This is a genomic window from Leifsonia poae, from assembly GCF_027921845.1.
Lineage (GTDB): Bacteria > Actinomycetota > Actinomycetes > Actinomycetales > Microbacteriaceae > Leifsonia > Leifsonia poae.
In genome coordinates, this window is record NZ_BSEN01000001.1 from 32,522 (window position 1) to 55,668 (window position 23,147).

At 68.7% G+C, this 23,147-nt stretch carries 24 protein-coding genes; 11 read left to right on the plus strand and 13 right to left on the minus strand.

Annotated features, from left to right (window positions below; genetic code table 11):
• Positions 1-60: 60 nt before the first annotated feature.
• Genes PKE84_RS00150 through PKE84_RS00165 form a run of 4 tightly spaced genes read left to right on the plus strand, consistent with a single transcriptional unit; the run spans position 61 to position 5,111 of the window.
• Entirely contained in the window at positions 61-1,545 is a 1,485-nt protein-coding gene (locus PKE84_RS00150; RefSeq protein WP_271175172.1) for a CoA-acylating methylmalonate-semialdehyde dehydrogenase, read from the plus strand.
• Between the two features lie 23 nt (positions 1,546-1,568).
• Positions 1,569-3,023, plus strand: coding sequence for an aspartate aminotransferase family protein (locus PKE84_RS00155; protein ID WP_271175173.1), 1,455 nt, complete (start codon positions 1,569-1,571; stop codon positions 3,021-3,023).
• A 43-nt stretch (positions 3,024-3,066) separates the two neighbouring features.
• The gene (locus PKE84_RS00160; RefSeq protein WP_271175174.1) at positions 3,067-4,164 is read left to right on the plus strand and encodes an NYN domain-containing protein; all 1,098 of its coding nucleotides are present in this window, start codon (positions 3,067-3,069) and stop codon (positions 4,162-4,164) included.
• On the plus strand, positions 4,161-5,111 hold the full coding sequence (locus PKE84_RS00165) for an NADP-dependent oxidoreductase (protein WP_271175175.1): 951 nt from the start codon (positions 4,161-4,163) through the stop codon (positions 5,109-5,111). Before PKE84_RS00160 ends, PKE84_RS00165 begins: the two co-directional genes overlap by 4 nt.
• A gap of 41 nt (positions 5,112-5,152) precedes the next feature.
• On the opposite strand, the gene PKE84_RS00170 is transcribed toward PKE84_RS00165, so the two are convergent.
• The 3 genes from PKE84_RS00170 to PKE84_RS00180 all read right to left on the minus strand — a co-directional run bounded on the left by PKE84_RS00170 (position 5,153) and on the right by PKE84_RS00180 (position 6,909).
• Complete coding sequence (locus tag PKE84_RS00170; protein WP_271175176.1) at positions 5,153-5,440, minus strand: DUF4287 domain-containing protein; 288 nt, start codon at positions 5,438-5,440, stop codon at positions 5,153-5,155.
• 99 nt (positions 5,441-5,539) lie between these two features.
• On the minus strand, positions 5,540-6,019 hold the full coding sequence (locus PKE84_RS00175) for a nucleoside deaminase (RefSeq protein WP_271175177.1): 480 nt from the start codon (positions 6,017-6,019) through the stop codon (positions 5,540-5,542).
• Between the two features lie 59 nt (positions 6,020-6,078).
• The gene (locus tag PKE84_RS00180; protein WP_271175178.1) at positions 6,079-6,909 is read right to left on the minus strand and encodes a mechanosensitive ion channel family protein; all 831 of its coding nucleotides are present in this window, start codon (positions 6,907-6,909) and stop codon (positions 6,079-6,081) included.
• A gap of 193 nt (positions 6,910-7,102) precedes the next feature.
• On the opposite strand from PKE84_RS00180, the gene PKE84_RS00185 reads away from it, so the two are divergent.
• Complete coding sequence (locus PKE84_RS00185) at positions 7,103-9,457, plus strand: arylsulfatase (protein ID WP_271175179.1); 2,355 nt, start codon at positions 7,103-7,105, stop codon at positions 9,455-9,457.
• 229 nt (positions 9,458-9,686) lie between these two features.
• Positions 9,687-10,841: a chitinase gene (locus PKE84_RS00190; protein WP_271175180.1), complete on the plus strand. Its 1,155-nt coding sequence runs from the start codon at positions 9,687-9,689 to the stop codon at positions 10,839-10,841.
• A gap of 64 nt (positions 10,842-10,905) precedes the next feature.
• On the opposite strand, the gene PKE84_RS00195 is transcribed toward PKE84_RS00190, so the two are convergent.
• Positions 10,906-12,099 carry an epoxide hydrolase family protein gene (locus PKE84_RS00195; protein WP_271175181.1) on the minus strand — a complete coding sequence of 398 codons (1,194 nt, stop codon included), beginning with the start codon at positions 12,097-12,099 and terminating at the stop codon, positions 10,906-10,908.
• Between the two features lie 109 nt (positions 12,100-12,208).
• Here PKE84_RS00195 and PKE84_RS00200 point away from each other — a divergent pair, with 109 nt between their 5' ends.
• Both PKE84_RS00200 and PKE84_RS00205 read left to right on the plus strand, forming a co-directional pair.
• Positions 12,209-12,865 (plus strand): alpha/beta hydrolase family protein, encoded by a 657-nt coding sequence (locus PKE84_RS00200; protein WP_271175182.1) that lies wholly within the window; start codon positions 12,209-12,211, stop codon positions 12,863-12,865.
• 111 nt (positions 12,866-12,976) lie between these two features.
• The gene (locus PKE84_RS00205) at positions 12,977-13,357 is read left to right on the plus strand and encodes a hypothetical protein (protein ID WP_271175183.1); all 381 of its coding nucleotides are present in this window, start codon (positions 12,977-12,979) and stop codon (positions 13,355-13,357) included.
• Here PKE84_RS00205 and PKE84_RS00210 read toward each other — a convergent pair whose 3' ends face one another.
• The gene (locus tag PKE84_RS00210; RefSeq protein ID WP_271175184.1) at positions 13,358-13,924 is read right to left on the minus strand and encodes a GNAT family N-acetyltransferase; all 567 of its coding nucleotides are present in this window, start codon (positions 13,922-13,924) and stop codon (positions 13,358-13,360) included.
• Positions 13,925-13,968: 44 nt separating this feature from the next.
• Positions 13,969-14,430: a DUF8821 family protein gene (locus PKE84_RS00215; RefSeq protein ID WP_271175185.1), complete on the minus strand. Its 462-nt coding sequence runs from the start codon at positions 14,428-14,430 to the stop codon at positions 13,969-13,971.
• Between the two features lie 80 nt (positions 14,431-14,510).
• Here PKE84_RS00215 and PKE84_RS00220 point away from each other — a divergent pair, with 80 nt between their 5' ends.
• On the plus strand, positions 14,511-15,053 hold the full coding sequence (locus PKE84_RS00220; protein WP_271175186.1) for a sugar O-acetyltransferase: 543 nt from the start codon (positions 14,511-14,513) through the stop codon (positions 15,051-15,053).
• A 61-nt stretch (positions 15,054-15,114) separates the two neighbouring features.
• On the opposite strand, the gene PKE84_RS00225 is transcribed toward PKE84_RS00220, so the two are convergent.
• The 7 genes from PKE84_RS00225 to PKE84_RS00255 form a co-directional block, all read right to left on the minus strand.
• Positions 15,115-16,692, minus strand: coding sequence for a phenylacetate--CoA ligase family protein (locus PKE84_RS00225; protein ID WP_271175187.1), 1,578 nt, complete (start codon positions 16,690-16,692; stop codon positions 15,115-15,117).
• A complete protein-coding gene (locus PKE84_RS00230) occupies positions 16,689-17,711 on the minus strand; it encodes a hypothetical protein (RefSeq protein ID WP_271175188.1) in 1,023 nt (340 codons plus the stop codon). Before PKE84_RS00230 ends, PKE84_RS00225 begins: the two co-directional genes overlap by 4 nt.
• Positions 17,712-17,776: 65 nt before the next feature.
• Positions 17,777-18,148 (minus strand): hypothetical protein, encoded by a 372-nt coding sequence (locus PKE84_RS00235; RefSeq protein ID WP_271175189.1) that lies wholly within the window; start codon positions 18,146-18,148, stop codon positions 17,777-17,779.
• Positions 18,149-18,598: 450 nt separating this feature from the next.
• A complete protein-coding gene (locus tag PKE84_RS00240; protein ID WP_271175190.1) occupies positions 18,599-19,015 on the minus strand; it encodes a hypothetical protein in 417 nt (138 codons plus the stop codon).
• A gap of 332 nt (positions 19,016-19,347) precedes the next feature.
• Positions 19,348-19,722 carry a hypothetical protein gene (locus tag PKE84_RS00245; protein WP_271175191.1) on the minus strand — a complete coding sequence of 125 codons (375 nt, stop codon included), beginning with the start codon at positions 19,720-19,722 and terminating at the stop codon, positions 19,348-19,350.
• A gap of 33 nt (positions 19,723-19,755) precedes the next feature.
• On the minus strand, positions 19,756-20,847 hold the full coding sequence (gene ychF / locus PKE84_RS00250; RefSeq protein ID WP_271175192.1) for a redox-regulated ATPase YchF: 1,092 nt from the start codon (positions 20,845-20,847) through the stop codon (positions 19,756-19,758).
• Positions 20,848-20,885: 38 nt separating this feature from the next.
• On the minus strand, positions 20,886-21,632 hold the full coding sequence (locus tag PKE84_RS00255) for a class I SAM-dependent methyltransferase (protein ID WP_271175193.1): 747 nt from the start codon (positions 21,630-21,632) through the stop codon (positions 20,886-20,888).
• 95 nt (positions 21,633-21,727) lie between these two features.
• Between PKE84_RS00255 and PKE84_RS00260 the strand changes: the two genes are divergently transcribed.
• Together PKE84_RS00260 and PKE84_RS00265 are read left to right on the plus strand one after the other, a co-directional pair.
• Positions 21,728-22,309 (plus strand): exonuclease domain-containing protein, encoded by a 582-nt coding sequence (locus tag PKE84_RS00260; RefSeq protein ID WP_271175194.1) that lies wholly within the window; start codon positions 21,728-21,730, stop codon positions 22,307-22,309.
• A gap of 64 nt (positions 22,310-22,373) precedes the next feature.
• Positions 22,374-23,135 (plus strand): GntR family transcriptional regulator, encoded by a 762-nt coding sequence (locus tag PKE84_RS00265; RefSeq protein WP_271175195.1) that lies wholly within the window; start codon positions 22,374-22,376, stop codon positions 23,133-23,135.
• Positions 23,136-23,147 lie beyond the last annotated feature (12 nt).

Consider the following 23,147-nt stretch of genomic DNA (forward strand, 5'->3'; position numbering starts at 1 on the left):
GCATGTAAGCCTACAGTTCCATCCGGGCAATCCGTCCGACAAGCACCGAGGAGAAGCCGCGTGGCCCTCATCCGCCATTACATCGACGGTCAGGCGACCGGCGACCCCGTCCGCACCGGACCCGTCTTCAACCCAGCGACGGGCGAGCGTCGCCACGACGTCGTGCTCGGCAGCGCCGCCGACGTCGAGCAGGCCATCGCGGCCGCCCGCGCCGCCCTCCCCGGATGGCGCGCCACCAGCCTCACGAAGCGCGCAGACGTGATGTTCCGCCTCCGTCACCTGCTCGCCGAGCGGTCGGGCGAACTCGCCGCGATCGTCACCGGTGAGCACGGCAAGGTGCTCTCCGACGCGGCCGGCGAGATCGGTCGCGGCCTCGAGAACGTCGAGTTCGCCTCCGGGCTCATCAACCAGCTCAAAGGCGAGTACAGCCAGCAGGTCTCCTCGGGCGTCGACGTGCACAGCGTCAAGCAGCCGGTCGGCGTCGTCGCCTGCATCACGCCGTTCAACTTCCCCGTGATGGTGCCCCTCTGGATGGTCGCCAGCGCGATCGCGTGCGGCAACACCGTCGTGCTCAAGCCGAGCGAGAAGGACCCGAGCGCGTCGGTCTACCTCGCCGAGCTGTTCCGCGAGGCGGGACTCCCTGCCGGCGTGCTCAACGTGGTGCACGGTGACAAGGTCGCCGTCGACACCCTCCTCGACAGCCCGGATGTCGACGCCGTCAGCTTCGTCGGCTCCACTCCGATCGCGCGTGCCATCTACCAGCGCGCGAGCGCCAACGGCAAGCGCGTCCAGGCGCTCGGCGGCGCCAAGAACCACATGGTCGTGCTCGAAGACGCCGACATCGAGGCCGCTGCAGACGCCGCCGTCTCCGCTGCCTACGGGTCCGCCGGCGAGCGGTGCATGGCGGTGAGCGTGCTCGTCGCCGTCGGCGACGTCGGCGACCGGCTCGTCCCCGCGATCGAACGCCGCCTCGACTCCCTCGTGATCGGCGACGGCACCGACGCGGCGAGCGAGATGGGTCCGCTGATCACCCGCGAGCACCGCGACAAGGTGGCGTCATACGTCACGGGCGCCGGTGCCGAGGGCGCAACGGTCGTCGTCGACGGCACCGCGAAGCAGTTCGACTCCGACGGCTTCTTCGTGGGCGTGAGTCTCATCGACGACGTCACCACCGGGATGAAGGTGTACACCGACGAGATCTTCGGCCCCGTGCTGTCGGTCGTCCGGGTCGACACCTTCGAGGAGGCAGTTGCCCTGGTCAACGCGAACCAGTACGGCAACGGCGTCGCGCTGTTCACCCGCGACGGCGGCGCCGCCCGCCAGTTCGAGTTCGACATCGAGGTGGGCATGGTCGGCATCAACGTGCCGATCCCCGTTCCGATCGGCGCCTTCTCCTTCGGCGGCTGGAAGAACTCGCTCTTCGGCGACGCGCACATCTACGGGCCGGAGTCGTTCCACTTCTACACGCGCAGCAAGGTCGTCACCTCGCGCTGGCCCGACCCGCTGCACTCGAAGATCGAACTCGCGTTCCCCGGAAACTCCTGATCCCGCCCAGTGAGAGGCCTGCCATGACCGACACCATCGACACCAGCACGTCGTCCGCCCCGTCCGCTCCGTCCGCTCCGGCCGCTCCGGCCCGCGACGGCTTCACCGATCGGAACGGCGCCTCGCACCCGTTCGGCGACCGCGATGCCGAGACGCAGGTGCGCAGCGACGACCGCAGCCACGTGTTCCACTCCTGGAGCGCGCAGGCCCAGATCGACCCGTTGCCCATCGCCGCCGGCGCCGGCTCGACGTTCTGGGACTATCGCGGCAACGCGTACCTCGACTTCAGCTCGCAGCTGGTGAACCTCAACCTCGGCCACCAGCATCCGGATCTCGTGCGCGCCATCCAGGAGCAGGCGGGCCGGCTGGCGACCATCCAGCCGTCGATGGCGAACGACGTGCGCGGCGAGCTCGCGCGCCGCATCGCCCGGGTCGCGCCCGGAACGCTCAACCGGGTGTTCTTCACCAACGGCGGCGCCGACGCCAACGAGTACGCGGTGCGGATGGCGCGCCGCGTCACCGGACGCCGCAAGGTGCTCTCGATGTACCGCTCGTACCACGGCGGCACGTCCACCGCGATCTCGCTCACCGGTGACCCGCGTCGGTGGGCGAACGAGCCGAGCGACGGGTCGGTCGCGCACTTCTTCGGCCCCTACCTGTACCGGTCGGCGTTCCACTCGACGACGCCGCAGGAGGAGACGCAGCGTGCCCTCGAGCACCTGGAGAACGTCATCGTGCTCGAAGGCGCTGCGACTGTCGCCGCGATCATCATCGAGACGGTGGTCGGCACGAACGGCGTGCTGGTCCCTCCGCCCGGCTACCTGGCCGGGGTGCGCGAGCTGTGCGACCGCTACGGCATCGTCTACATCGCCGATGAGGTCATGGTCGGCTTCGGCCGCATCGGCGAGTGGTTCGCCGTCGACGCCTTCGATGTCGTGCCCGACCTGATCACCTTCGCCAAGGGGGTCAATTCCGGATACGTGCCGCTCGGCGGCGTCGTGATCTCCGACCGGATCGCCGACTTCTTCGACGACGTGCCGTTCCAGGGCGGCCTCACCTACTCCGGGCATCCGCTGGCCTGCGCCGCCGGTGTCGCGACGTTCGAGGTGTTCGAGCGCGACGGCATCCTGGAGCGCGTCCGCGACCTCGGGTCCCGGGTGATCGAGCCGGAGATCACGTCGTGGCTCGACACGCACCCCTCGCTCGGCGAGGTGCGCGGGCGTGGGCTGTTCTGGGCGCTGGAGCTGGTGCGCGACCGGGAGACCCGGGAGCCGTTCGTGCCGTTCAATGCCACGGGAGCGGACGCCGCGCCGATGGGCGCCGTGGCCGCCGCGTGCAAGGCGGCGGGCGTCTGGCCGTTCACGCACTTCAACCGGATGCACATCGCGCCGCCGCTGGTGATCGAGGAGGCCGAACTGCGCCGCGGGCTGGCGGCGATCGACGACGCGCTGACGGTGGCCGACGGGTACGTCCGCTAGCCGTCGGTGTGCGCCGGCCGCGCACATCGACCAGACTGAGGTCATGAGTCAACCAGGTGACGGCCGCGTCGCCGTCTACATCGATTTCGACAACATCGTGATCTCGCGCTACGACCAGGTGAACGGGCGCAGCCAGTTCCAGCGCGATCGCGCCAAGGCGGGCGCAGACGGCATGGCCACGGATCCCAAGATCGCCCAGCGCCTCCAGAAGGCGACCGTGGACCTCGGGGCGGTGATCGACTTCGCCTCGTCGTTCGGCACCCTCGTGCTCGACCGCGCCTACGCCGACTGGTCGGCCGCGGTGAACGCCGACTACCGCGGGCAGCTGGTCGCCCGCGCGGTCGACCTCGTCCAGCTGTTCCCGGCGGCCGCGTACGCGAAGAACGGTGCGGACATCCGCCTGGCCGTCGACGCGGTCGAAGACCTCTTCCGCCTGCCCGACCTCACCCACGTGGTGATCGTGGCCGGCGACTCCGACTACATCGCGCTCGCCCAGCGCTGCAAGCGGCTCGGCCGCTACGTGGTCGGCATCGGGATGGCCGGCTCGACCAGCAAGGCGCTGGCCGCCGCGTGCGACGAGTTCGTGATCTACGACGACCTGCCCGGTGTCGCCCCGATCGATGCGGGAACCGACCAGACGCTCGACGAGGTCGAGGAGTCGCTCGTCGCCGCCGGCGACGTGGCACCGGTGGCCGAGGGCACCGCCGGGGGCGCCGCCTCCGGCGCGGAGGGCAGCGACTCTGCGGAGACCGCCGCGCCGGCCAAAACGCCTCGCAAGAAGTCGACCCGCGCCCCGAAGACGGCCCCCGCCGCCGTCGAGGAGCAGCCGGTGGAGGAGCAGGAGTCGATCGCCGACCGGCAGGCCGCCGCGACCCGCCTGCTCGAGCGTGCGATGCAGCTCGGTCACGAGAAGGACGACGCCGAGTGGCTGCACAGCTCGTCGGTGAAGTCGCAGATCAAGCGCATGGATCCGTCGTTCAGCGAGAAGTCGCTCGGCTTCCGGTCGTTCAGCGACTTCCTCAAGTCGCGCGACGAGCTCGTCGATCTCGACGACAGCACGACCGCTCTCCTGCTGCGCTCGAAGCCGCAGTCTCCCCCGCCGCCCCGCAAGCGCACCCCGCGACGGGCGTCGTCGTCATGACCACGGCGCACGGCTGGGTGGCCACCCGCTTCGGCGGCTTCGACGACTGGGAGTTCATCGAGCGCGAGGTGCCGGCTCCCGGCCAGGGCGAGGTCAGCATCCGGGTGCGGGCGTCCGGGGTCAACCCCGCGGACTACAAGCACGTGTCGATGCCGAACCCCGGGCTGGAGCTGCCGGTGCCGATCGGGTACGAGGTGGCGGGGATCATCTCGGCCATCGGACCTGACACCGAGATCGCCACCGGAGGCGGACGCGTCGGAGACCCGGTCGTCGCGTTCCGGATCAGCGGCGGCTATTCGACCGAGCTCACGGTGCCCTCCGGCGATGTGCTGGCCAAGCCCGACGGGCTGGGCTTCCCCGAGGCGGCGAACCTGCTGCTGGCGGGGTCGACGGCATCGCAGATGCTCCACGTCGTCCGAGCGGCCGAGGGTGAGACGGTGCTGCTGCACGGCGCATCCGGTGCTGTCGGCGTGAGTGTGCTGCAGCAGGCCCGAGCGCTCGGCGTGCGGGTCGTCGGCACCGCGAGCGAGGCGCGCTTCGACGAGGTCCGCCGATTCGGGGGCATCCCGATCACGTACGGAGACGGACTGGTCGAGCGGGCCAGAGACGCCGCGCCGGACGGGTTCGCCGCCGCGCTCGACGCGATCGGCACCGACGAAGCGGTGGATGCGTCGCTCGAGCTCGTCGACGACCGGTCGCGCATCGTCACCATCGCGGCCGGGCCCCGTGCGGAGCGCAACGGTTTCGTCGCCATCAACGGGCGGCAGCCGCAGAGCATGGAGTACCGCGACAGCGTGCGGGCCGACCTGCTGCGCCGCGCAGGAGAGGGCGAACTCGTCGTGCCGATCGCGCGCACGTATCCGCTACCGGATGCGCGCGAGGCGCTCACGTTTCTGCAGAGTGGTCACCCGGGCGGCAAGCTGGCGCTGCTCTCGCCGCGGCACTGAGGCGGGTCGCGGCGCTACGGCGGGTCGCGGCGCTGGGCGCGTTACTGGGGCTTGGTGGCCTTGCCGTCGAGCCAGAGCGTGACGGACTCGTCGCGGTGAACCCCGTCGTCGCCGACGAACTTTTCGCTGATCGTCGGACCCTTCGTGATCACGTGCACGAGCGCCATGCCGTGCCCGCGCCCGAGGTCGTAGTCGGTCTTCAACCAATCGAGGATCTCGCCGGCCTTGGTGCCGGGTCCGTAGCCGCGTTCGGTCGCGAGTTCGACGAACTCGCGCGGCGTCTTGCCGGTCTTGTCTTCGATGTTGTCGAGATATGCCTGGAACGACATGCGGTCTCCCCCTCGTAGTCGTGACGCGGTCGCGTGACACCCCTCGGTGATCGTCACGAGACCGAGCGCCCGTAGCGAGCGCTGATCAGACTGTAGCGGTCAGGCGCGGACGGCGGAACGGTGCAGCAGCTCCCGCACCTCGGATTCGTACCGCGCCACCGGCCCGTCGACGGGAATGTCCGGCGCCACGACGGTGATCGGCAGCGCCGCGACCGGCCCGGCCGCGAGCCCCCACGACGCCCGCCAGCCGCTGACCTGCGCACTCGAGACGGCGTACACGATGCGCCCGAGGCCGACCCACGCGTGCGCGGCCGAGCACATCGGGCAGTGCTCCCCCGAGGTGTAGACCGTCGCGGACGCCCGCTCGTCTGGTGTGAGGTTGCCGGCTGCCCAGCGGGCGATCTCGAACTCCGGATGCCGCGTCTCGTCGCCGCCGCCGGCACGGTTGCGGTCCTCGAACAACACGTGGCCGTCCGGAGCGATGAGCACAGAGCCGAACGGCTCGTCGCCGGCTTCGAGCGCCTCGCGGGCGAGTTCCACCGCCCGGGCCAGCCGTTCCACGTCGGTGTCGTCGATCATGCTGGTCTCCTCGATCGGGATCGTGTCGCGCCTCGTCAGTGGGCGACGTGTCGGCTTCGTCAGATGGCGGGTGGAGGGGTTACCGGAGCGGCGGACTCCGCCGAGCTGACGGTCGCCTCCCGATCGGAGAGCTTGGCGGCGAGCGTCTGCACCACCGCGGAGCGAACCGCGGGCCCGTGCGCCGGATGGTGCCAGAACTGCACCAGCAGGGTCACCCGCTTCGGCTCCACGGTGTCGACCAGCACGCGCACATCCTCGCGCCGGTGCACGCCGTCGGCGGACGCGCAGGCCGTCGCGAGAAGCTCTGCGAGGTCGGCGGGCGTCTCACTCGGTGCGCGCCCCACGCGCACGTGGACCTCGCTACGGCGACCGGCGCGCTGGGAGTCGTTGACGAAGGTCGACCCGAGCACGACGGAGTTCGGCACGTGCACCACGCGCCCATCCGCCGTGTCGATCGCCACCGAGCGCCCGTTCAGCTCGCGCACCGTGCCCGTGTATCCGTCGATGTCCACGACGTCGCCGATCACGAACGGACGGCGCGTCTGGATGACGATCCCCGCCGCGAAGTTCTCGGAGACACCGCGGAGCGCCAGCACGGCGATGACCGCCACGATGATGGCCAGCGCGATCACCGGCTGGATGGGAGCCCCGAGGAACGCGATGGCGACCCCGATGCCGAGCAGGATGATCGTGAGGCGCACCGACCGCGCGATGCGGTTGCGGGCATCCGTCGACAGGCCGTTGACCTTCGACAGCAACGCCAGCGTTCCGTGCTTCGCGGCAATGCCGAGCACCACACCGAGCACGACGGCGACGATGGCGAACACCACCGCCCACGGGTCGAGGGTCGAGAAGAAGCCCGCGGCATCCGGCGTCGCGAAACGAAGCACTGCCGCCCCCTCCTGCGCCCGGCCGGACGCCCCGTCTGCTGCAATCTAGCCGGGGTCACCGGACGGTGTCCATCCGTTCGCCGCGCGTCTGCTGTATTCCGCGATCGTTCCCTTGTCGCCCGATATTCCCATATGCCAGGGTCGAGGTGCGGGCCTCCCGTCCCGGCTGGTCCGCTTCGACGAGGGGTGGGGTATGTCCGACAATCTGCCAGGCACGGTGCTTCCGACGCCCGATCAGGCCTATGTGGGCCCGATCGTGATGGACGCGAAGAAGCTCGAAGAGAAGCTGCCGCCGATCGAGGTGAAGCGGCCACCGAAGCAGGCGCCGAACGTACTGCTGGTGCTCCTCGACGACGTCGGCTTCGGCGCGTCGAGCGCCTTCGGCGGACCGGTGCCGATGCCGACGGCCGAGCGCATGGCCGGCGCCGGGCTGCGGTACAGCCGCTTCCACACCACCGCGATCTGCTCCCCCACACGTGCAGCGTTGCTCAGCGGACGCAACCATCATCAGGTCGGCATGGGCCAGATCACCGAGACCGCGACGCCGGCGCCCGGCTACCGGTCCACGCGGCCCAACTCGTGCGTTCCACTGCCCGAGATCCTGCGGCAGTCCGGCTACAACACCGCCCAGTTCGGAAAGTGCCACGAGGTGCCCGTCTGGGAGAGCGGCCCGACCGGCCCGTTCGACCACTGGCCCGCCTTCAGCGGCTTCGAGAAGTTCTACGGCTTCATCGGCGGCGAGACCAACCAGTGGACGCCGGCACTGATCGACGGGGTGTCGCTCATCGAGCCGCCGAACGACCCCGACTACCACCTGATGCCCGACCTGGCCGACAAGGCCATCCAGTACATCGACCAGCAGAAGGCGCTGACGCCCGACAAGCCGTTCTTCGTGTACTTCGCGCCCGGAGCGACGCACGCGCCGCACCACGTGCCGAAGGAATGGATCGAGAAGCACAAGGGCCGCTACGACCAGGGCTGGGACGCTCTGCGTGAGGAGACGTTCGCCCGGCAGAAGCAGCTCGGCATCGTGCCGGAGGAAGCCGAGCTGACGGTGCGCTCCGAGGGCATCCCGGCCTGGGACGACGTGCCGGAGGAGCGCAAGCCGATCCTCGCCCACCAGATGGAGGTGTACGGCGCCTTCCTCGAATACGCCGACCACCACACCGGCCGCGTGATCGACGCGATCGACCAGCTCGGGATGCTCGACGACACCCTGGTCATCTACATCATCGGCGACAACGGCGCCTCCGCCGAGGGAGGCCTCGAGGGGGCGTTCATGCTCTCGACCGCCGCCAACGGCGGGGCCGAGTACGAGACGGTCGACTTCTGGAAGGAGAACCTCGACAAGATCGGCGGACCCGAGGCGTACAACCACTACGCGGTGGGCTGGGCGCACGCGATGTGCACCCCGTACCAGTGGACCAAGCAGGTCGCCAGCCACTACGGCGGAACCCGAAACGGCACCATCGTGCACTGGCCGAGTCGCATCCCGGCCCGCGGCGAGGTGCGCAACCAGTGGCACCACGTGATCGACATCGCGCCGACCATCCTGGAGCTGGCCGGGCTCGCGCAGCCGCACACGGTGAACGGCGTCACGCAGGTGCCGATGCACGGGGTCTCGATGGCCTACAGCTTCAACGATGCGGCCGCCGACGAGCGCCACCTCACGCAGTACTTCGAGATCATGGGCAACCGCGGCATATACCACAAGGGCTGGACGGCGCAGACCCGGCACCGCACGCCCTGGGATGTGGTGAGCGCGGCGCCCGACTTCTCGGATGACGTGTGGGAGCTCTACGACACGACCGTGGACTGGACCCAGTCGAATAACCTGGCGAAGTCCAACCCCGAGAAGCTGGCGGAGCTGCAGCAGCTCTTCCTCATCGAGGCGACCCGGTACAACGTGCTCCCCCTCGACGACCGCGCCGCTCAGCGGATGAATCCGGAGTTCGCCGGACGTCCGACTCTCGTCAGCGGCAACACCCTGCGGCTGTACCCGGGCATGGTGCGGCTCAACGAGAACGTCGCGATCAACGTGAAGAACCGGTCATGGTCGGCGACCGCGGAGATCGTGGTCCCGGGCTCGGGCGAGGTGGACGGCGCGATCCTCGCGCAGGGCGGTCGCACCGGTGGCTGGTCCTTCTTCGCGGAGGGCGGCAAGCTCGGCTTCCACTACAACTTCTGCGGGCTGCTGCGCAGCACGGCCCTCTCCGAGAAGCGGATCGGCGCGGGACGCCACCAGGTGCGGGCCGAGTTCGCCTACGACGGCGGCGGCATCGGCAAGGGCGGGACCGTGACGCTGTTCATCGACGGCGACGCCTCGGGCAGCGCCGTGGTCGAACGGACCCACCCGATGTATTTCTCGTTCGACGAGGGTCTCGATGTCGGCACCGACACCGGGATGCCTGCCTACGAGGGCTACACGACACCGAACGGCACGTTCACCGGCACGATCGACTGGGCGCAGATCGACCTCGGGCTCGACGACCACAGCCATCTCCTCGACCCCGAGGAGTGGCTGGCCGCTGCCATGCGGCACCAGTAGACGCGCCCTTCGCGTCGCACGAGGGCCGGGCATCTTCCGGGATGCCCGGCCCTCGTCGCGTTCGCGGCGCGTGGTGCGGTGAATCCTTTCTTCGCTGTCCCCCTTGTGGGGGCGATGCGCCTGCTGCTACATTCGGTGTTTGTTAGTTGGGTTTACTAACTAAAGGTGATATTCGCTCAACGGGTGCGCGGACGATCCTGTGCGCTCGTACACATCGAGGGAGTCGTACATGAAACGTGCCGCCTACACTCTGGCCGCCGGGATGCTCGGGGCGGCGCTCTACGTCGCTGCCGCCGTCGCCCCGGCCAGCGCCGCCACCACCGGCCCAGCCGCTGCCGGCTCAGCCGCCGCCTCCGCCGGCTCTGTCGCTGTCGGCTCAGCCCCTGCCGCCACCGCAGCCTCCGCCGGGTCGCATGCGCCGTTCATCCTGCCCGCGCTCCCCCTCCCGCCGCACTTCTCCGCGCCCTACGTGGACGTGACCTCGGTCAGCGACCTCGCCGACATCTCCGCGCAGTCCGGTTCGAAGGTGCTCTCGCTGGCGTTCCTCCAGACGGAGGCGCCCGGATCCTGCACCGTGTACTGGGCCGGAAACACCGCCACGCCGGTCGCCGCGAGCACGTTCGGAGCCGCCATCGACCGCATCCGGTTGCGCGGTGGCGACGTGATCCCCTCCTTCGGCGGCTACTCGGCCGACACGACGAACACCGAGATCGCCGACAGCTGCACGGATGTCCACAAGATCGCCCTCGCCTACGAGAAGGTCATCACGACCTACAAGGCGCAGCGGCTGGACTTCGACATCGAGGTCGACTCGCTCAGCAACCTGGCCGGCATCGACCGCCGCAACCAGGCCATCGTCGAGGTGAAGGCCTGGGCCGCGAAGCAGCATCGCCCGCTGTCGATCGCCTACACCCTGCCCTCGACCCCGCAGGGGCTCGGTGCGACCGGCGTCGCGCTCCTCCAGTCGGCGGCCAAGTACCGCGCGCCGATCGACGCCGTGAACATCATGACGTTCGACTACTGGGACGGCCTCACCCACGACATGCTCGCCGACGCGAAGAGCGCTGCGGCCGGCCTCGTCACCCAGTTGCGCGCGACCATCGCCCCGCACGCCTCGGATGCGGCCCTCTGGCACACGGTCGGGATCATCCAGATGAACGGGATCGACGACTTCGGGCCCGAGGAGACGTTCACCGTGGCGCAGGCGTCGCCCCTGGTGACCTGGGCGGCCTCGAAGCACCTCAACATGCTGAGCTTCTGGGCGCTGCAGCGCGACAACGGCTCGTGCCCCGGCGTGAAGGGCTCGAACGACTGCTCCGGCGTGGTTCAGGCACCGTGGGCCTTCTCGAAGGCCTTCGCCCGGTTCGCCAGCTGGTGGTACTGACCCAGCGGCCATCGCGCGTTCGTCATTTGCCAGTTGATGCGGTGAGACCGGGGCTGAGACCGCATCAACTGGCAAACGACGGCGGCGCGCCGTGGGCGGCGGCGATCGCCGCGGCGCCGGCGCGCAGCTCCGCGACGAAGAGATCGGGCTGCTCCCACGCGCCGAAGTGGCCTCCGTGCGGCGGCTCACCCCAGTGCACGATGTTCGTGAAGCGACGCTCCGCCCAGCGCCGGGACGGACGCGGCACCTCGCGCGGGAACACCGTCGCCGCCGTCGGCACCGTCACCGGCGGACCGTTCGCCGTGGTGAACCAGGCGGAGACCTCCGCGATGCTCTCGGCATACAGCCGGGCCGACGATGCCGCGGTGCCGGTCAGCCAGTAGAGGGTGATGTCGTCGAGCATCCGGTCGCGGGTGAGCGCGCTGCGGGCATCCGGGTCCCGATCGCTCCACTCCCAGAGCTTCTCGACGATCCAGGCCGCAAGACCGGCCGGCGAATCGACGAGCGCGTAGCCGATCGTCTGGGGGCGGCTCGCGTGCACCGCCGAGTACCCGGATCCGGTCGCGCCCCGCTCGTCGAGTTCCGCGAGCGCCTGTCGCTCCGCCCGGGTGAGGTCGGGAGCGTCGCGATCCGGGGCCGCCAGCGGCGGGACGAGGTGGATGCCGAGCATCCGGTCGGGGTGCTCAAGCGCCAGGCTCGTGGAGATGCTCGTGCCCCAGTCGCTGCCGGCCGCGATGAATCGCCGGTAGCCCAGACGCGCCATCAGCTCGGCCCAGGTGTCGGCGATCCGGTGGATGCCCCATCCGGTCGTCGCGGGCTTGCCACTGAACCCATACCCCGGAACCGAGGGAACGACGACGTCGAACGCATCCCCCGCCTCTCCCCCGTGCGCGACCGGATCCGTCAGAGCGCCGATCGCCGCCTCGAACTCGAAGAACGACCCGGGCCAGCCGTGCGTGAGCACGATCGGAGTCGCGTCCGGCTCACGTGAACGGACGTGGAGGAACTGGATGTCCACGCCGTCGATCGTGGTCACGAACTGCGGGATGCGCGCCAGCCGCGCCTCGGTCGCGCGCCAGTCGTAGCCGTCGGCCCAGTAGGCGCAGAGGTCCTGGAGGAACGCGAGCGGCACCCCCTGCGACCAGTCGCCGACGGTCTCGCGGTCGGGCCAGCGCGTGCGGCGCAGGCGCCGGCGCAGCTCGGCGAGCTCGCGATCGCTCGCCCGATACGCGAACGGCCGGATGCGGTCGTCCATCATCAGCGCTGCCCTCGATCGCCCACGGGCCAACGCTAGTGCGCGACCGCACGGCCCGGAAGGGACACCGCCTGAAGGGACACCGCCTGGCGCTGCGGGTACCGTCGGAGTCATGGATATCGATGTGCCGACGTCTCTCGGTCCCGGCAAGCTGGTCGTCGACGCGGCCGAACACCCGCGCGCCGTGCTGTGGCTCGGTCATGGAGCGGGTGGAGGCATCGGGGCCATCGACCTCGCCGCGCTGGCTGCCCGCCTCCCGGCGCAGGGCATCACCGTGGCCCGCTACGAACAGCCGTGGCGCGTCGCCGGCCGCCGAGTGGCAGCGCGCCCGGCTGCTCTCGATATCGCGTGGCAGGAGACGGCGCCGACGGTGACCGACCTCGCCGACGGGCTTCCCCTGATCGTCGGCGGTCGCAGTGCGGGTGCACGCGTCGCCTGCCGCACCGCCGCATCCGTCGATGCCGTCGCCGTCGTGTGCCTGGCGTTCCCGTTGCATCCGCCGGGCCGCCCCGAGAAGTCACGGCTCGAGGAACTGCTGGCCCCGGAGGTCCCGGTACTGGTGCTGCAGGGCGAACGGGACACCTTCGGCTCCGCGGCGACAGTCGCCTCCGAGGCGGCCGACCGCGCGAACATCCGTGTCATCCCGGTCCCGGGCGCCGATCACGGCATGAAGGTGCTCGCGTCGTCACCCGTGAACGCGCGCGCCGTCGCCGAGCTCGTCGCGAGCTCGGTCCTCGACTTCATCGACGACGTGCTCGCGTCCGCGTGACCATCGACGGACGACCGAGAGAGCCCGCCTGCTGTTGACACCTCCGCCGATCGGGTGAAGGCTTCGTGCCGAGGCGCAACGCTGCGATCTCCGTGAGAGTAAGGAGCCTCCATGCCGCTCAGCGAAAAGGTCACCGACTACACCGCCACCGTCCTGAAGAACGATGTCGTCACCTATACGCGCGTTCTGCGGCTCACGACCGAGTCCGGGCACACGGCCTTCCTCGCGTTCGAGCCGACGCCCCGCGCCGCCTGGCTCGAGGTGACTGCTTCGTACACCAACGTCTTCCTGCCGAGCGACGAGTTCGATCGCACCTACCACCTGCTGCAGACGGAGAGCCCCGTCTATCTCACGGCGATCAACTTCATCGGCCTCCGGGCGTACAACCTCTCGACCGGCCCGGAGCTCCCGGGCGAGGGCCCCGGCGACGAGGATGCGCTGGTCGAGTTGGCGGCCCGGATCCGCGAGCAGGTCACGGGCCCGCAGGACTGATCAGGTCAGGTCGCGTCGCATGACCCAGCGCTGCGCGCCGCCCGAGTGCGCATCCGTGAGCTGGTGCCGTGTGAATCCGTGCGCTTCGAAGAGTTTCACCGTGCCCACGTAGCCGCTGATCACGTCGACCCGATCGCCGTCGGTATCGACCGGGTACCCCTCGACGATCGCCGCCCCGGATGCTCGCGCGTGTTCGACGGCACCGTCGAGCAGCTCGTGCATGAGTCCGCGCTTGCGGAATCCGCCCCGCACCACGAAACAGACGATCGACCAGGGGTCGAGTTCTTCGTCGAGGTGCGGGATCGTCCGCGAGTGCATCAGCCGGCGGTAGGTCGACTTGGGCGCGACGGAGCACCAGCCGGCGACCTTCTCGTCGACGTAGACGAGGACTCCCGGCCCTGGCTCGCGGGAGCACTCGTCATGCATGTACTCCACGCGCTCGGGCATGGCGAGCCGAGCATCCCGATACGACATGCAGACGCAGCCGCCGCCACCGGGTTTGCGCGGCACCATGAAGGCGGCGAAGTCGTCCCAGCGCCCGGTCGCGGGGAGTACGTCGATGGACATGTCCGCAGCGTACCCGGGGCCACCGATATCGGAGCGGAGTCGGCTCAGTACTCACCCTTGATCACGAAGTACGACCCGCGGATGGTGCCCGCGAGCTTCGACTTCTGACGCGCGAACTTGAAGGCCGCCAGCTCCTCGGGCACCTCCATGCCGTCGGAGAGCTTGAATCCCACCGCGCGCTTGCCCGCATCGTCGATCGTGTACATCACGTTGATCGAGAGCCCGGACTGGTAGAACACGTAGGCCATCCGGATGCCGTCGACCTCGAACGCCGTCACCTCCAGCGCCGGCGACGCGATCACGATGTCGCGCTCCTCCTTCAGGATGCGGGCGATCCGGTCGAGCGTTTCCGGGTCCTCGTCCGCGGGCGTCGTCGTGAAGACGTGATCGTACTTGTTCTTGAAGTAGCGGGCCTCGTTGGCGCGCAACCCGGCGAGCGCTTCAGCGACCGGAGACGACTCCAGCCCGACGGTGGAAACGTTCACGAAGTCGACGACGTACGGCATGGGTCCTCCTGATCAGCAACTATGCACCCAACGGTAGCGTGATCGCGCGCCGCTGCGCTGCCCGGTGCCAGGATCGTATGGTGACCAAAGACCTGCTCCTGCGCATCCACAGTCCCGAGTTCCAGGCGATGTCCGAGAGGGTGCTCGCGGTCACCCAGCTCACGTCCCGACTCAATGTGCTGCCGTTCGACGACGCCGCCGGCAAAGCGGACCTGTTCGAGCAGATCCTGGGCAGGCCGCTGCCGGAGCGCGTCACGATCTACCCGCCGTTCTTCACCGACAACGGGCTGAATCTCGAGCTCGGCGAGCGGGTGTTCATCAACCAGAACTGCACGTTCCTCGACTACGCGGGCATCCGGCTGGGCGATCGCGTGATGGTCGGCCCGAAGGCGACGTTCATCACGGTCGGGCATCCGGTCGACACGGAGGAACGCCGAGTGTGGCTCACCGGCGGCCCGATCGTCGTCGAGGAGAACGTCTGGATCGGCGCCGGCGCCACGATCCTGCCGGGCGTCACGATCGGCCGCGACTCGGTGATCGCCGCCGGCTCCGTGGTGGCCGACGACGTGCCGGCGGCGAGCCTGGTCACGGGCACGAAGGCTTCCGTCCGCCGGCAGTGGTGAGGGCGCGCCGGCTCGTCCGGGGTGCGCTCGAGGGGCGTCCAGCCGCTCGACCCGCATCCGGTCAGCGCGTGCAGCTGTCGTCGAGGTTCACGTCCCACAGCCCGATCTCGTCGGCGGTGAGCTGCCAGGCGTACTCGTTCTTCAGTTTGGCGCCGTCGCGCTGGAACGGCCCGGTGCGATACCCGTAGAAGGCGATGGTGGGCAGCGTTCCGTCGGGCGCGGTCAGGATGGCGTTGTTGAAGTCGCCGTTCGCGCGCCGCAGCTCGGCGATCACCTTCGGGCGGTAGCCGGCTTCGTCGAGAGTGCCGGATGCCGTGGCCGCCTCGGTGAGCTGCAGCGCGATGTGCAACTGCCGGTCGCCGTCGGCGTCCTCGAATGAGATGAGCCGATGGTTCTCGATCGCGCCGAGCAGGTTCTCGTCGGCGTAGATCACATCCCGGAGGGCATCCGGTGCCACGACGGCGCCGTTGTAGTCGACGGAGAGGTCGGAGCGTCCGTAGTGGAAGAGCACGGGCAGGTCGAGGAACTGCTCGTCGATGACGTTCTGGTGCCCGAGCTCCTTCAGGATCGGTGTGAGGTGCCGCAGCCGCATGACGTGCCCGCGGTCGTGGATGTTGTACCGGATGCGCGGGTTGATGTTCTGCTTGCGCACGATCGTGATGACGAGCTCGCCCTCCTCGTTCGTCTCGATCAGGTAGTCGTACGGGTTGAACTGGAACACCATCGGCAGCACGCCGTACTCGCCCTGCCGGGTGATCCGGGCGGCCAGCTCCGGGTCGGCGGCGATGGCCCGGCGGAGTTCGACGGTGTAGTCGGTCTCGATGGCGATGTTGATCTCGAGGTCCGATGCCCCGTAGGAGCCGAACGCGGTGTGCGCGAACCGCAGGATGTGATTGCGCATGTTCTCGCTGATGCCTTCGCCACCGAACGCGGCGACGATGTCGTAGGCGCTCCAGTCGATCCGGTCGTCGTCGAACAGAGCCTTCAAGAACGGCGGGTAGCTGAGGATGATGTACGTGTAGCCGGGGCCGAACTCCTTCATCGTCGCGATGATCTTGTTCCGGTCGGGCCCGATGGATTTGATCATCGTCGCCTCGGTCAGCGATGTCGTCACGTTCATGCCGGTCGCCCACGCGCCGAGCGAGAACGCGTTGAGCACGAACGGCTGCTTGGGGAGTCCGTTGGCCGTGCGGGTGAAGCCGACCTGCAGGAGCTGCCTGGTCGCGAGCCGCTCGTCCCTTCCGCGGACCCAGCTCGTGGGGGTGCCGGAGCTGCCCGATGACTCATCGACGACGACACCCCGTCGCGGGAGCTTGCCGCCGAGGGACCGCTCCGGGATGGACCACCGTTTGATGTACGAATCCTTGTCCATCTCAGGGATGGCGGCGTACGCGCGCGCCAGGTCCTTTCCAGGGCGGAGGGTCGGGGCCGAGCCGCGTTCGGCGAGGAAGGCGCGATACGCGGGCACGCTCTTCGCTGCCAGCTCGAACGTGCGCCACGCGCGCCAGCGACCGAGCAGCCAGCGGAACGGCTCGATGCCGGGGCCGAGGAGGACCTTGTGGGTGTGGACGCTGTGGGTGAACAGGCGGACGAAGCCGTCCTGCGCCCACACGAACCCGAAGATCAGCGACTTCTTCATCGGTCGGCCCCTTCGAGAAGCATCGCGGAGGTCTGTCGACGATGCGCGACCGGCGGTGTCGCGGAGTACCCGAAGCGGAACAGCATCCACGCCATCCGGCCACCCGTCTCGTCCGCGTCCACCGCCTCCACGAACGCCGCGTGGGAACCCGGGTTCGTGATGACGGTTCCGAACGGGTGCAGGTGCACGCCGTGTGCGGTCAGCGTCAGCCAGACCCTCATGAAGGTCCGGCCCGCCTCGATGAAGTCCCGCGGGTCTTCGAACGGTCCCTCGAGCCAGCCGAGCTGGCGGACACCCCGCATCGTGTTGAGGTAGATCGAGCGGATGACGGGTCCGATGACCGGGGCGGACCAGAGGTTCCGGTGACTCATCGCGTACCGGAGGATCGGACCGGGCATCAGCATGGCGCGCGCGCTGAGCCCGTCGCCCGTCTCGGCGGCTGCCTGCTCGGTGAACCGCAGCCAGTGCATGATCTCGTCGTAGACCGCGTCGTTCTGCAGGTCGGAGAAGAGCGTCGCCTGGTTGATGTGCACGAGCTCGTGAACGGCCTCGGCGTCCGCCGTCGTCCTGAACCGGTGCCCGCCTTCAGCGCCGACCGCGGCCACGTCGGCGAGCACGTCCGCCGGAACGAGTTTCGCCCGATAGGGACGCCGCGACGTCTGCCGGGAGAGGAACAGCTCGTGTCGCCGGCGGTCGCCGTCGGTGGCGGGGCGCGGGCTCAGGCTGACGGTTCCGAGCGGGTGCAGACGATCGCGGGCTTCGAAGTCCATCTCGGAGTACGCCAGCTGCTCGGTCACGTCGAACCCGTGGCCGGCCGCGACGGTGCGGAGACCTTCGAGGAAGACGCCGGCACAGACATGCCCGAACGGGATGCCGAACGATTCGGCGGGGAGACCGAGGTCGAGGTCGTAGTACAGCGCTGCGGTCGCGTCGTCGAGGGGGCGCACCTTGATCGGCTGCGAATTGTGCGGGCTCGGGTAGCGGCGGGCGTCGTCGATGATGTCGTGCCAGATGGGCATGTCGGGTCGGGTTCCTTCGCGTCGGTGCAATGGTTCGGGGATCAGTCGTGCGGTTCGCCCGGTCATCAGAGGGCCATCTTCGAGTGCGCGACGAAATCGTTGACGATGAGAATGATCTCTGCGATGAACGAAGCCATCCCGAGCAGCACGATCGCCAGAGCGGCGACGGCGTCCCCTGCGGGTGAGGTGCGCCCCCAACGCGCCCAGACGAGAAATGCGAGTGCCGTGATAAGGATCGGCGTTGCCAGCAGGAGGAAAGCGGCGGCGAACAGTGCCGTCTCGGTCGAAAGCGCGTGCGGCCACACGGCGCCGATGGCGTAGAGCAGCCCGGCGACGGCGATCCCGGCCGCATCCAGGCCCAGGATGACGATGCCGGCGCGCCACATCGATCGACGCCGTGGTGTCGCAACGGTGACGGGTGCCGTCGTCGCTCTCATAGCTCCTCCTCGCGCATATGCCGCTTCAGTCATAAAACGGCGGTCATGTCGTGATTCGGATCGTATTGGTCTCATGACAAGCGGGGTATCCGTGCCTCCACGGAACCCGGTGCCCCCCGTTCGAGGTCGGGGTTGTCGCGACTCGCAGGTCCGGAAGCTCGCCTCGACCCACCGCTAGACGCGGCCGAACTCCGGACGGTCAGCCGGTTCCCCCACGGAACATCCGGAGTTGTGCGTGGCAGCATCGCACGCGGACCGGCGGGCAGCATCCTGCACCAGTCAGGGATCGCCGCTCAATTCCGGAAGTCTGCGGCAACACGCCGGCAGCACGCCCGTAATTCCGGAAGGGTGGCCCGATCCTGCGTCAGAGTTCCGGAATTGCGAGCGCAGGGCTGAGCGACCCCGCAGGGAACTACACGTTGAAGCGGAACTCCACCACGTCACGGTACGTCAAACCAGATCCTCAAAGCTCTCTTCGCCCGGACGCCAGACCACCCACGCCCCGCTGCGAAGTCCCATGAGCTCAGCTATCTCGACGAAGACTTCCTCCAACAAGGGGTGGATCACTATCACTCCGGTATCAAGTTCGATCCGGATGCCCGTGCCCGTCGCTTCGACAGCTGATTGCACCACGCCGGGTGCCAGCTGACGAATGGCATCCGCGTAGCCCAAATCCGTCTCGTGCCACGTTCGACCCAGCGCCTCAATGGAAGGCCAGACATAACTGTTGAGGACGACGGGATGATTAGTACCCGTCTGCCCGTCGAATCTGAACTGCACGTAGTCGTTGACCACGAACTCTACGGAATACATGCGGTCGCCGAGCAGCTCGGACAGTACGTCGATCGGCATTTCACCGCTTGTCATGGCAGTCCTTCACTGTGACCCAAAGCGGAACTCCACGCGATTGCGCGTTGTCGTTGAGGAAATCGCCCCGTTAGCGCGCGTCTGGGTCTGGTTCGCTGGCGGCCCAATCCTTGTCGTCGGTGTGCGCTTCACCCTCGGCATGAGGCACTGCGTTCCAAAATACCCGCAGATCCTTCCCGCCATTCGGTCCGTTCGGCTTAGCAGCCCAGTCGAGGAAGTGCTCGATCCGCTCGCCCCTGCCGGCACTCTAGCGCGGGAGTGGACAGGCTGACCAACGTCAGCCTTCGAAGTAGATGCACTTCCGAAGCGGAACTCGACCACGTCGCCACTTGTCATCTGAACTGGTCGAGGGCCGGAAGAGAGTCCGGCATTTCGTCGGTCACCCACGAATACTCGAGGTCGCTGATCTTCCCGGCGCGGAGCCAGAGGAAGACCTCCCCGATGAGATTCCCCTCGTGCAGGGGTTGCGAGCCGTCTTTCAGCACCTGTGCTCCGGGACCGGGTGTTCGCTCCGCCGATGGCCCCGAGTCCGCCTCATAGACAGGCGCATTTGACACCGGGATGATGGTGAAGCTCCGGGCCCCTCGGAACCAGGGCTCGCCATACTCGCTCGCGTCGATCTGCGCACGAAGGACGTCTTCCTGCTGTGCTCCCGTTACAAGCCTGAGCAGGACGTTCCGTTCGTGATCAGTGAACGAACGAGACATGACGACACTGATCTTCCGCAGCCGCCACAGCCCTCAGCCCTTCGACGTAGATGTACTTCCGAAGCGGAACTCGACCACGTCGCCGTCCTGCATGACGTAGTCCTTGCCCTCCATGCGGGCCTTGCCCTTGGCGCGGGCCTCGTGCACCGATCCGGTCTCGACCAGGTCGTCGAACGAGATGACCTCGGCCTTGATGAAGCCCTTCTCGAAGTCCGTGTGGATCACGCCTGCCGCCTGCGGGGCCTTCCAGCCTTTGTGGATCGTCCACGCGCGCGACTCCTTGGGGCCGGCGGTGAGGTAGGTCTGCAGGCCGAGGGTGTCGAAGCCGATGCGGGCGAGCTGGTCGAGGCCGCTCTCCTCCTGGCCGGTCGAGGCGAGCAGTTCGGCGGCGTCCGCCGGGTCGAGGTCGATGAGCTCCGACTCGAGCTTGGCGTCGAGGAAGACCGCCTGAGCGGGGGCGACCAGCGCGGCGAGCTCGGCACGGCGTGCGTCGTCGGTGAGTACGGCCTCGTCGACATTGAAGACGTAGATGAAGGGCTTGGCCGTCAGCAGGCCGAGCTCCTTGATGGGCTCGAGGTCGATGGTCGCGCTCGACAGCGGCTTGCCCGAGTCGAGCACGGCGTGGGCCTCACGCGCGGTCTCGAGCACGATGGGGTCGAGCTTGCGGCCCTTGACCTCTTTCTCGTACCGGGCCTCGGCCTTCTCGAGGGTCTGCAGGTCGGCGAGGATCAGCTCGGTGTTGATCGTCTCCATGTCGCCGGCGGCGTCGACCTTGCCGTCGACGTGCACGACATCCGGATCGTCGAAGCCGCGCACGACCTGCGCGATCGCGTCGGCCTCGCGGATGTTCGCCAGGAACTTGTTGCCCAGGCCTTCGCCCTCGCTCGCACCCTTGACGATGCCGGCGATGTCGACGAACGACACGGGAGCGGCCAGGATGCGCTCACTGTTGAAGATGCCGGCCAGCGTGTCGAGGCGCGCATCCGGCAGGTTCACCACGCCCACGTTCGGCTCGATCGTGGCGAACGGATAGTTCGCCGCGAGCACGGTGTTCTTGGTGAGCGCGTTGAACAGGGTGGACTTGCCCACATTGGGGAGTCCGACGATTGCGATAGTGAGAGCCACGATCGACCATTCTACGGGCCGGGCGCTGAGCGGGTGCCCTAGGCGCCGAGCCGCGCCCGGTAGCACTCGGTCACGTACGGGAGCTCGAACACGTCACGCCCCGCGAGATCCGGATGCTCGGACGCGAGCCGCCGCAGCGAGGCGATCACCGCGGCCTGCGTGTCGGCGTCCTTCGTGATGAAGTAGCTGCGCGACCGCGCCAGGTCGAGCATCCCGTCGACCGTCATCGGCTGCACCCAGCGCACGTCGTGGCGTTCGATCTCGGCGAAGGGTGGGCCGACGACGGGCGGCGCCTCGTCGCTCGCGTACGCCGTCTCGGTCTGCATGAGCTGACCCAGTTCGCGTACCCAGTCCACACTCTCGTCCCGGAAGTTCCACACGAGTCCGAGCGTCCCGCCCGGTCGCAGCACCCGCGCGACCTCGGGAACGGCGACGGCCGGGTCGACCCAGTGCCACGCCTGGCCGGCGACCACGGCACCCACGCTCGCGTCGTCGAGCGGGATGCGCTCCCCCGATCCGACGCGCGTGTCGACCTCCGGCAGCGCCTCCGCGAGCACGCCGAGCATCGCCGGCGACGGGTCGACGGCCACCGCATCGAAGCCCCGATCCAGAACGGAGCGCGTCAGCTTGCCGGTTCCCGCCCCGAGATCGAGGACAGGGCCGCTGACGCCCTCGAGCAGCCAGGCGACGGCCTCGGCCGGATACCCGGGCCGCGCCGCCTCATAGACGTCGGCGGCCTTGTCGAACGAGCGGGCGTGGGCATCCTTGTCGTTCCGTTCGCGCATGAGCCGATCGTACGCCGCGCTCCCCTGCACATCCGGATGCGCGGCACGCGGGCGCGGTGACGGGCGCCGTCGGTGGGCCATGCGAGCATGAAGCCGTGCCACTGGATTTCACCGCCATCGACTTCGAGACCGCTAACGGGAGTGCCGCGTCGGCCTGCTCCGTCGGCCTCATCAAGGTGCGCGACGGCCGCGTCGTCGACCGCGCGGGCTGGCTCATCCAGCCGCCGTTCGGCCACGACTTCTTCCAGGAGTGGAACACGCGCATCCACGGCATCACCGCCGACGACGTGATCGGCGCCGCGAGCTGGGTGCAGCAGCTTCCCGACCTCATCGCCTTCGCCGAGGGCGACCACCTGGTCGCCCACAACGCCGGCTTCGACATGGGCGTCATCCGCGCGGCCTGCGCCGCGACCGCCGTCGAGTGCCCCGAGTTCAGCTACGTCTGTAGTCTGCAGGTCGCCAGAAAGACGTACAGCCTCGAGTCCTACCGCCTTCCGGTGGCCGCGATGGCTGCCGGCTTCGAAGACTTCCACCACCATGACGCCCTCGCCGACGCTGAAGCGTGCGCGGCGATCATGGTGCACGCCGCACGCCGGCACGACGTGATGACCGTGAGCGAGCTCGCGGCGATCACTGGCTCGCGCGTCGGACGCATCGGAGCCGCTCAAGCCGCCTGACCCGCACTGGATGCTAATGTCTTGACATATGAGGCGGGCATCCGCCGCGGGAGCGAGGTGACGAGTGTCCGAATCGGACGGCTCACTGCCGCGCACGCTGTTCATGGACCTCGACCATTCCGGTCCCGTCCCCCTCTACTTCCAGGTTGCGACGCGCATCGAGACGGCCATCCTCGACGGCGAGCTGCCTCCGGGGTCACGGCTCGAGAACGAGATCGCGCTCGGCGAGCGGCTCGGACTCTCGCGGCCGACGGTTCGTCGGGCGATCCAGGAGCTCGTGGACAAGGGGCTGCTGGTGCGCCGGCGCGGCATCGGCACGCAGGTCGTGCACGGTCCGGTCACGCGCAAGGTCGAGCTGACGAGCCTGTACGACGACCTCGCGGGCGGCGGGCAGCAACCGACCACCACCGTGCTGCTGCACGAGATCGTGCCGGCGGGACCGCGCGTCGCCTCGACGCTGAACCTCGAGGAGAACGCGCCGGTGCTGCATGTACGCCGGTTGCGCAGCGCGGACGGTGTGCCCGTCGGCATCCTCGAGAACTATCTGCCGAACGCGTTCTTCGACATCACGGAGGCCGACCTCGCCGAGCACGGGCTCTACCAGTTGATGCGCGGCCGCGGCACCACGATGCGCGTCGCCCGGCAGACGATCGGAGCCCGGCGCGCCTCGGGAGACGAGAGCGCCCTGCTCGAGATCGACGATGGCGGTCCCGTGCTGACCATGGATCGCACGGCTTACGACAATTCGGGCAGCGCGGTCGAGTTCGGTCATCACTGCTACCGCCCCGACCTCTACTCGTTCGAGATCACGCTCGTCGACAAGTAGGCGCACACCCGC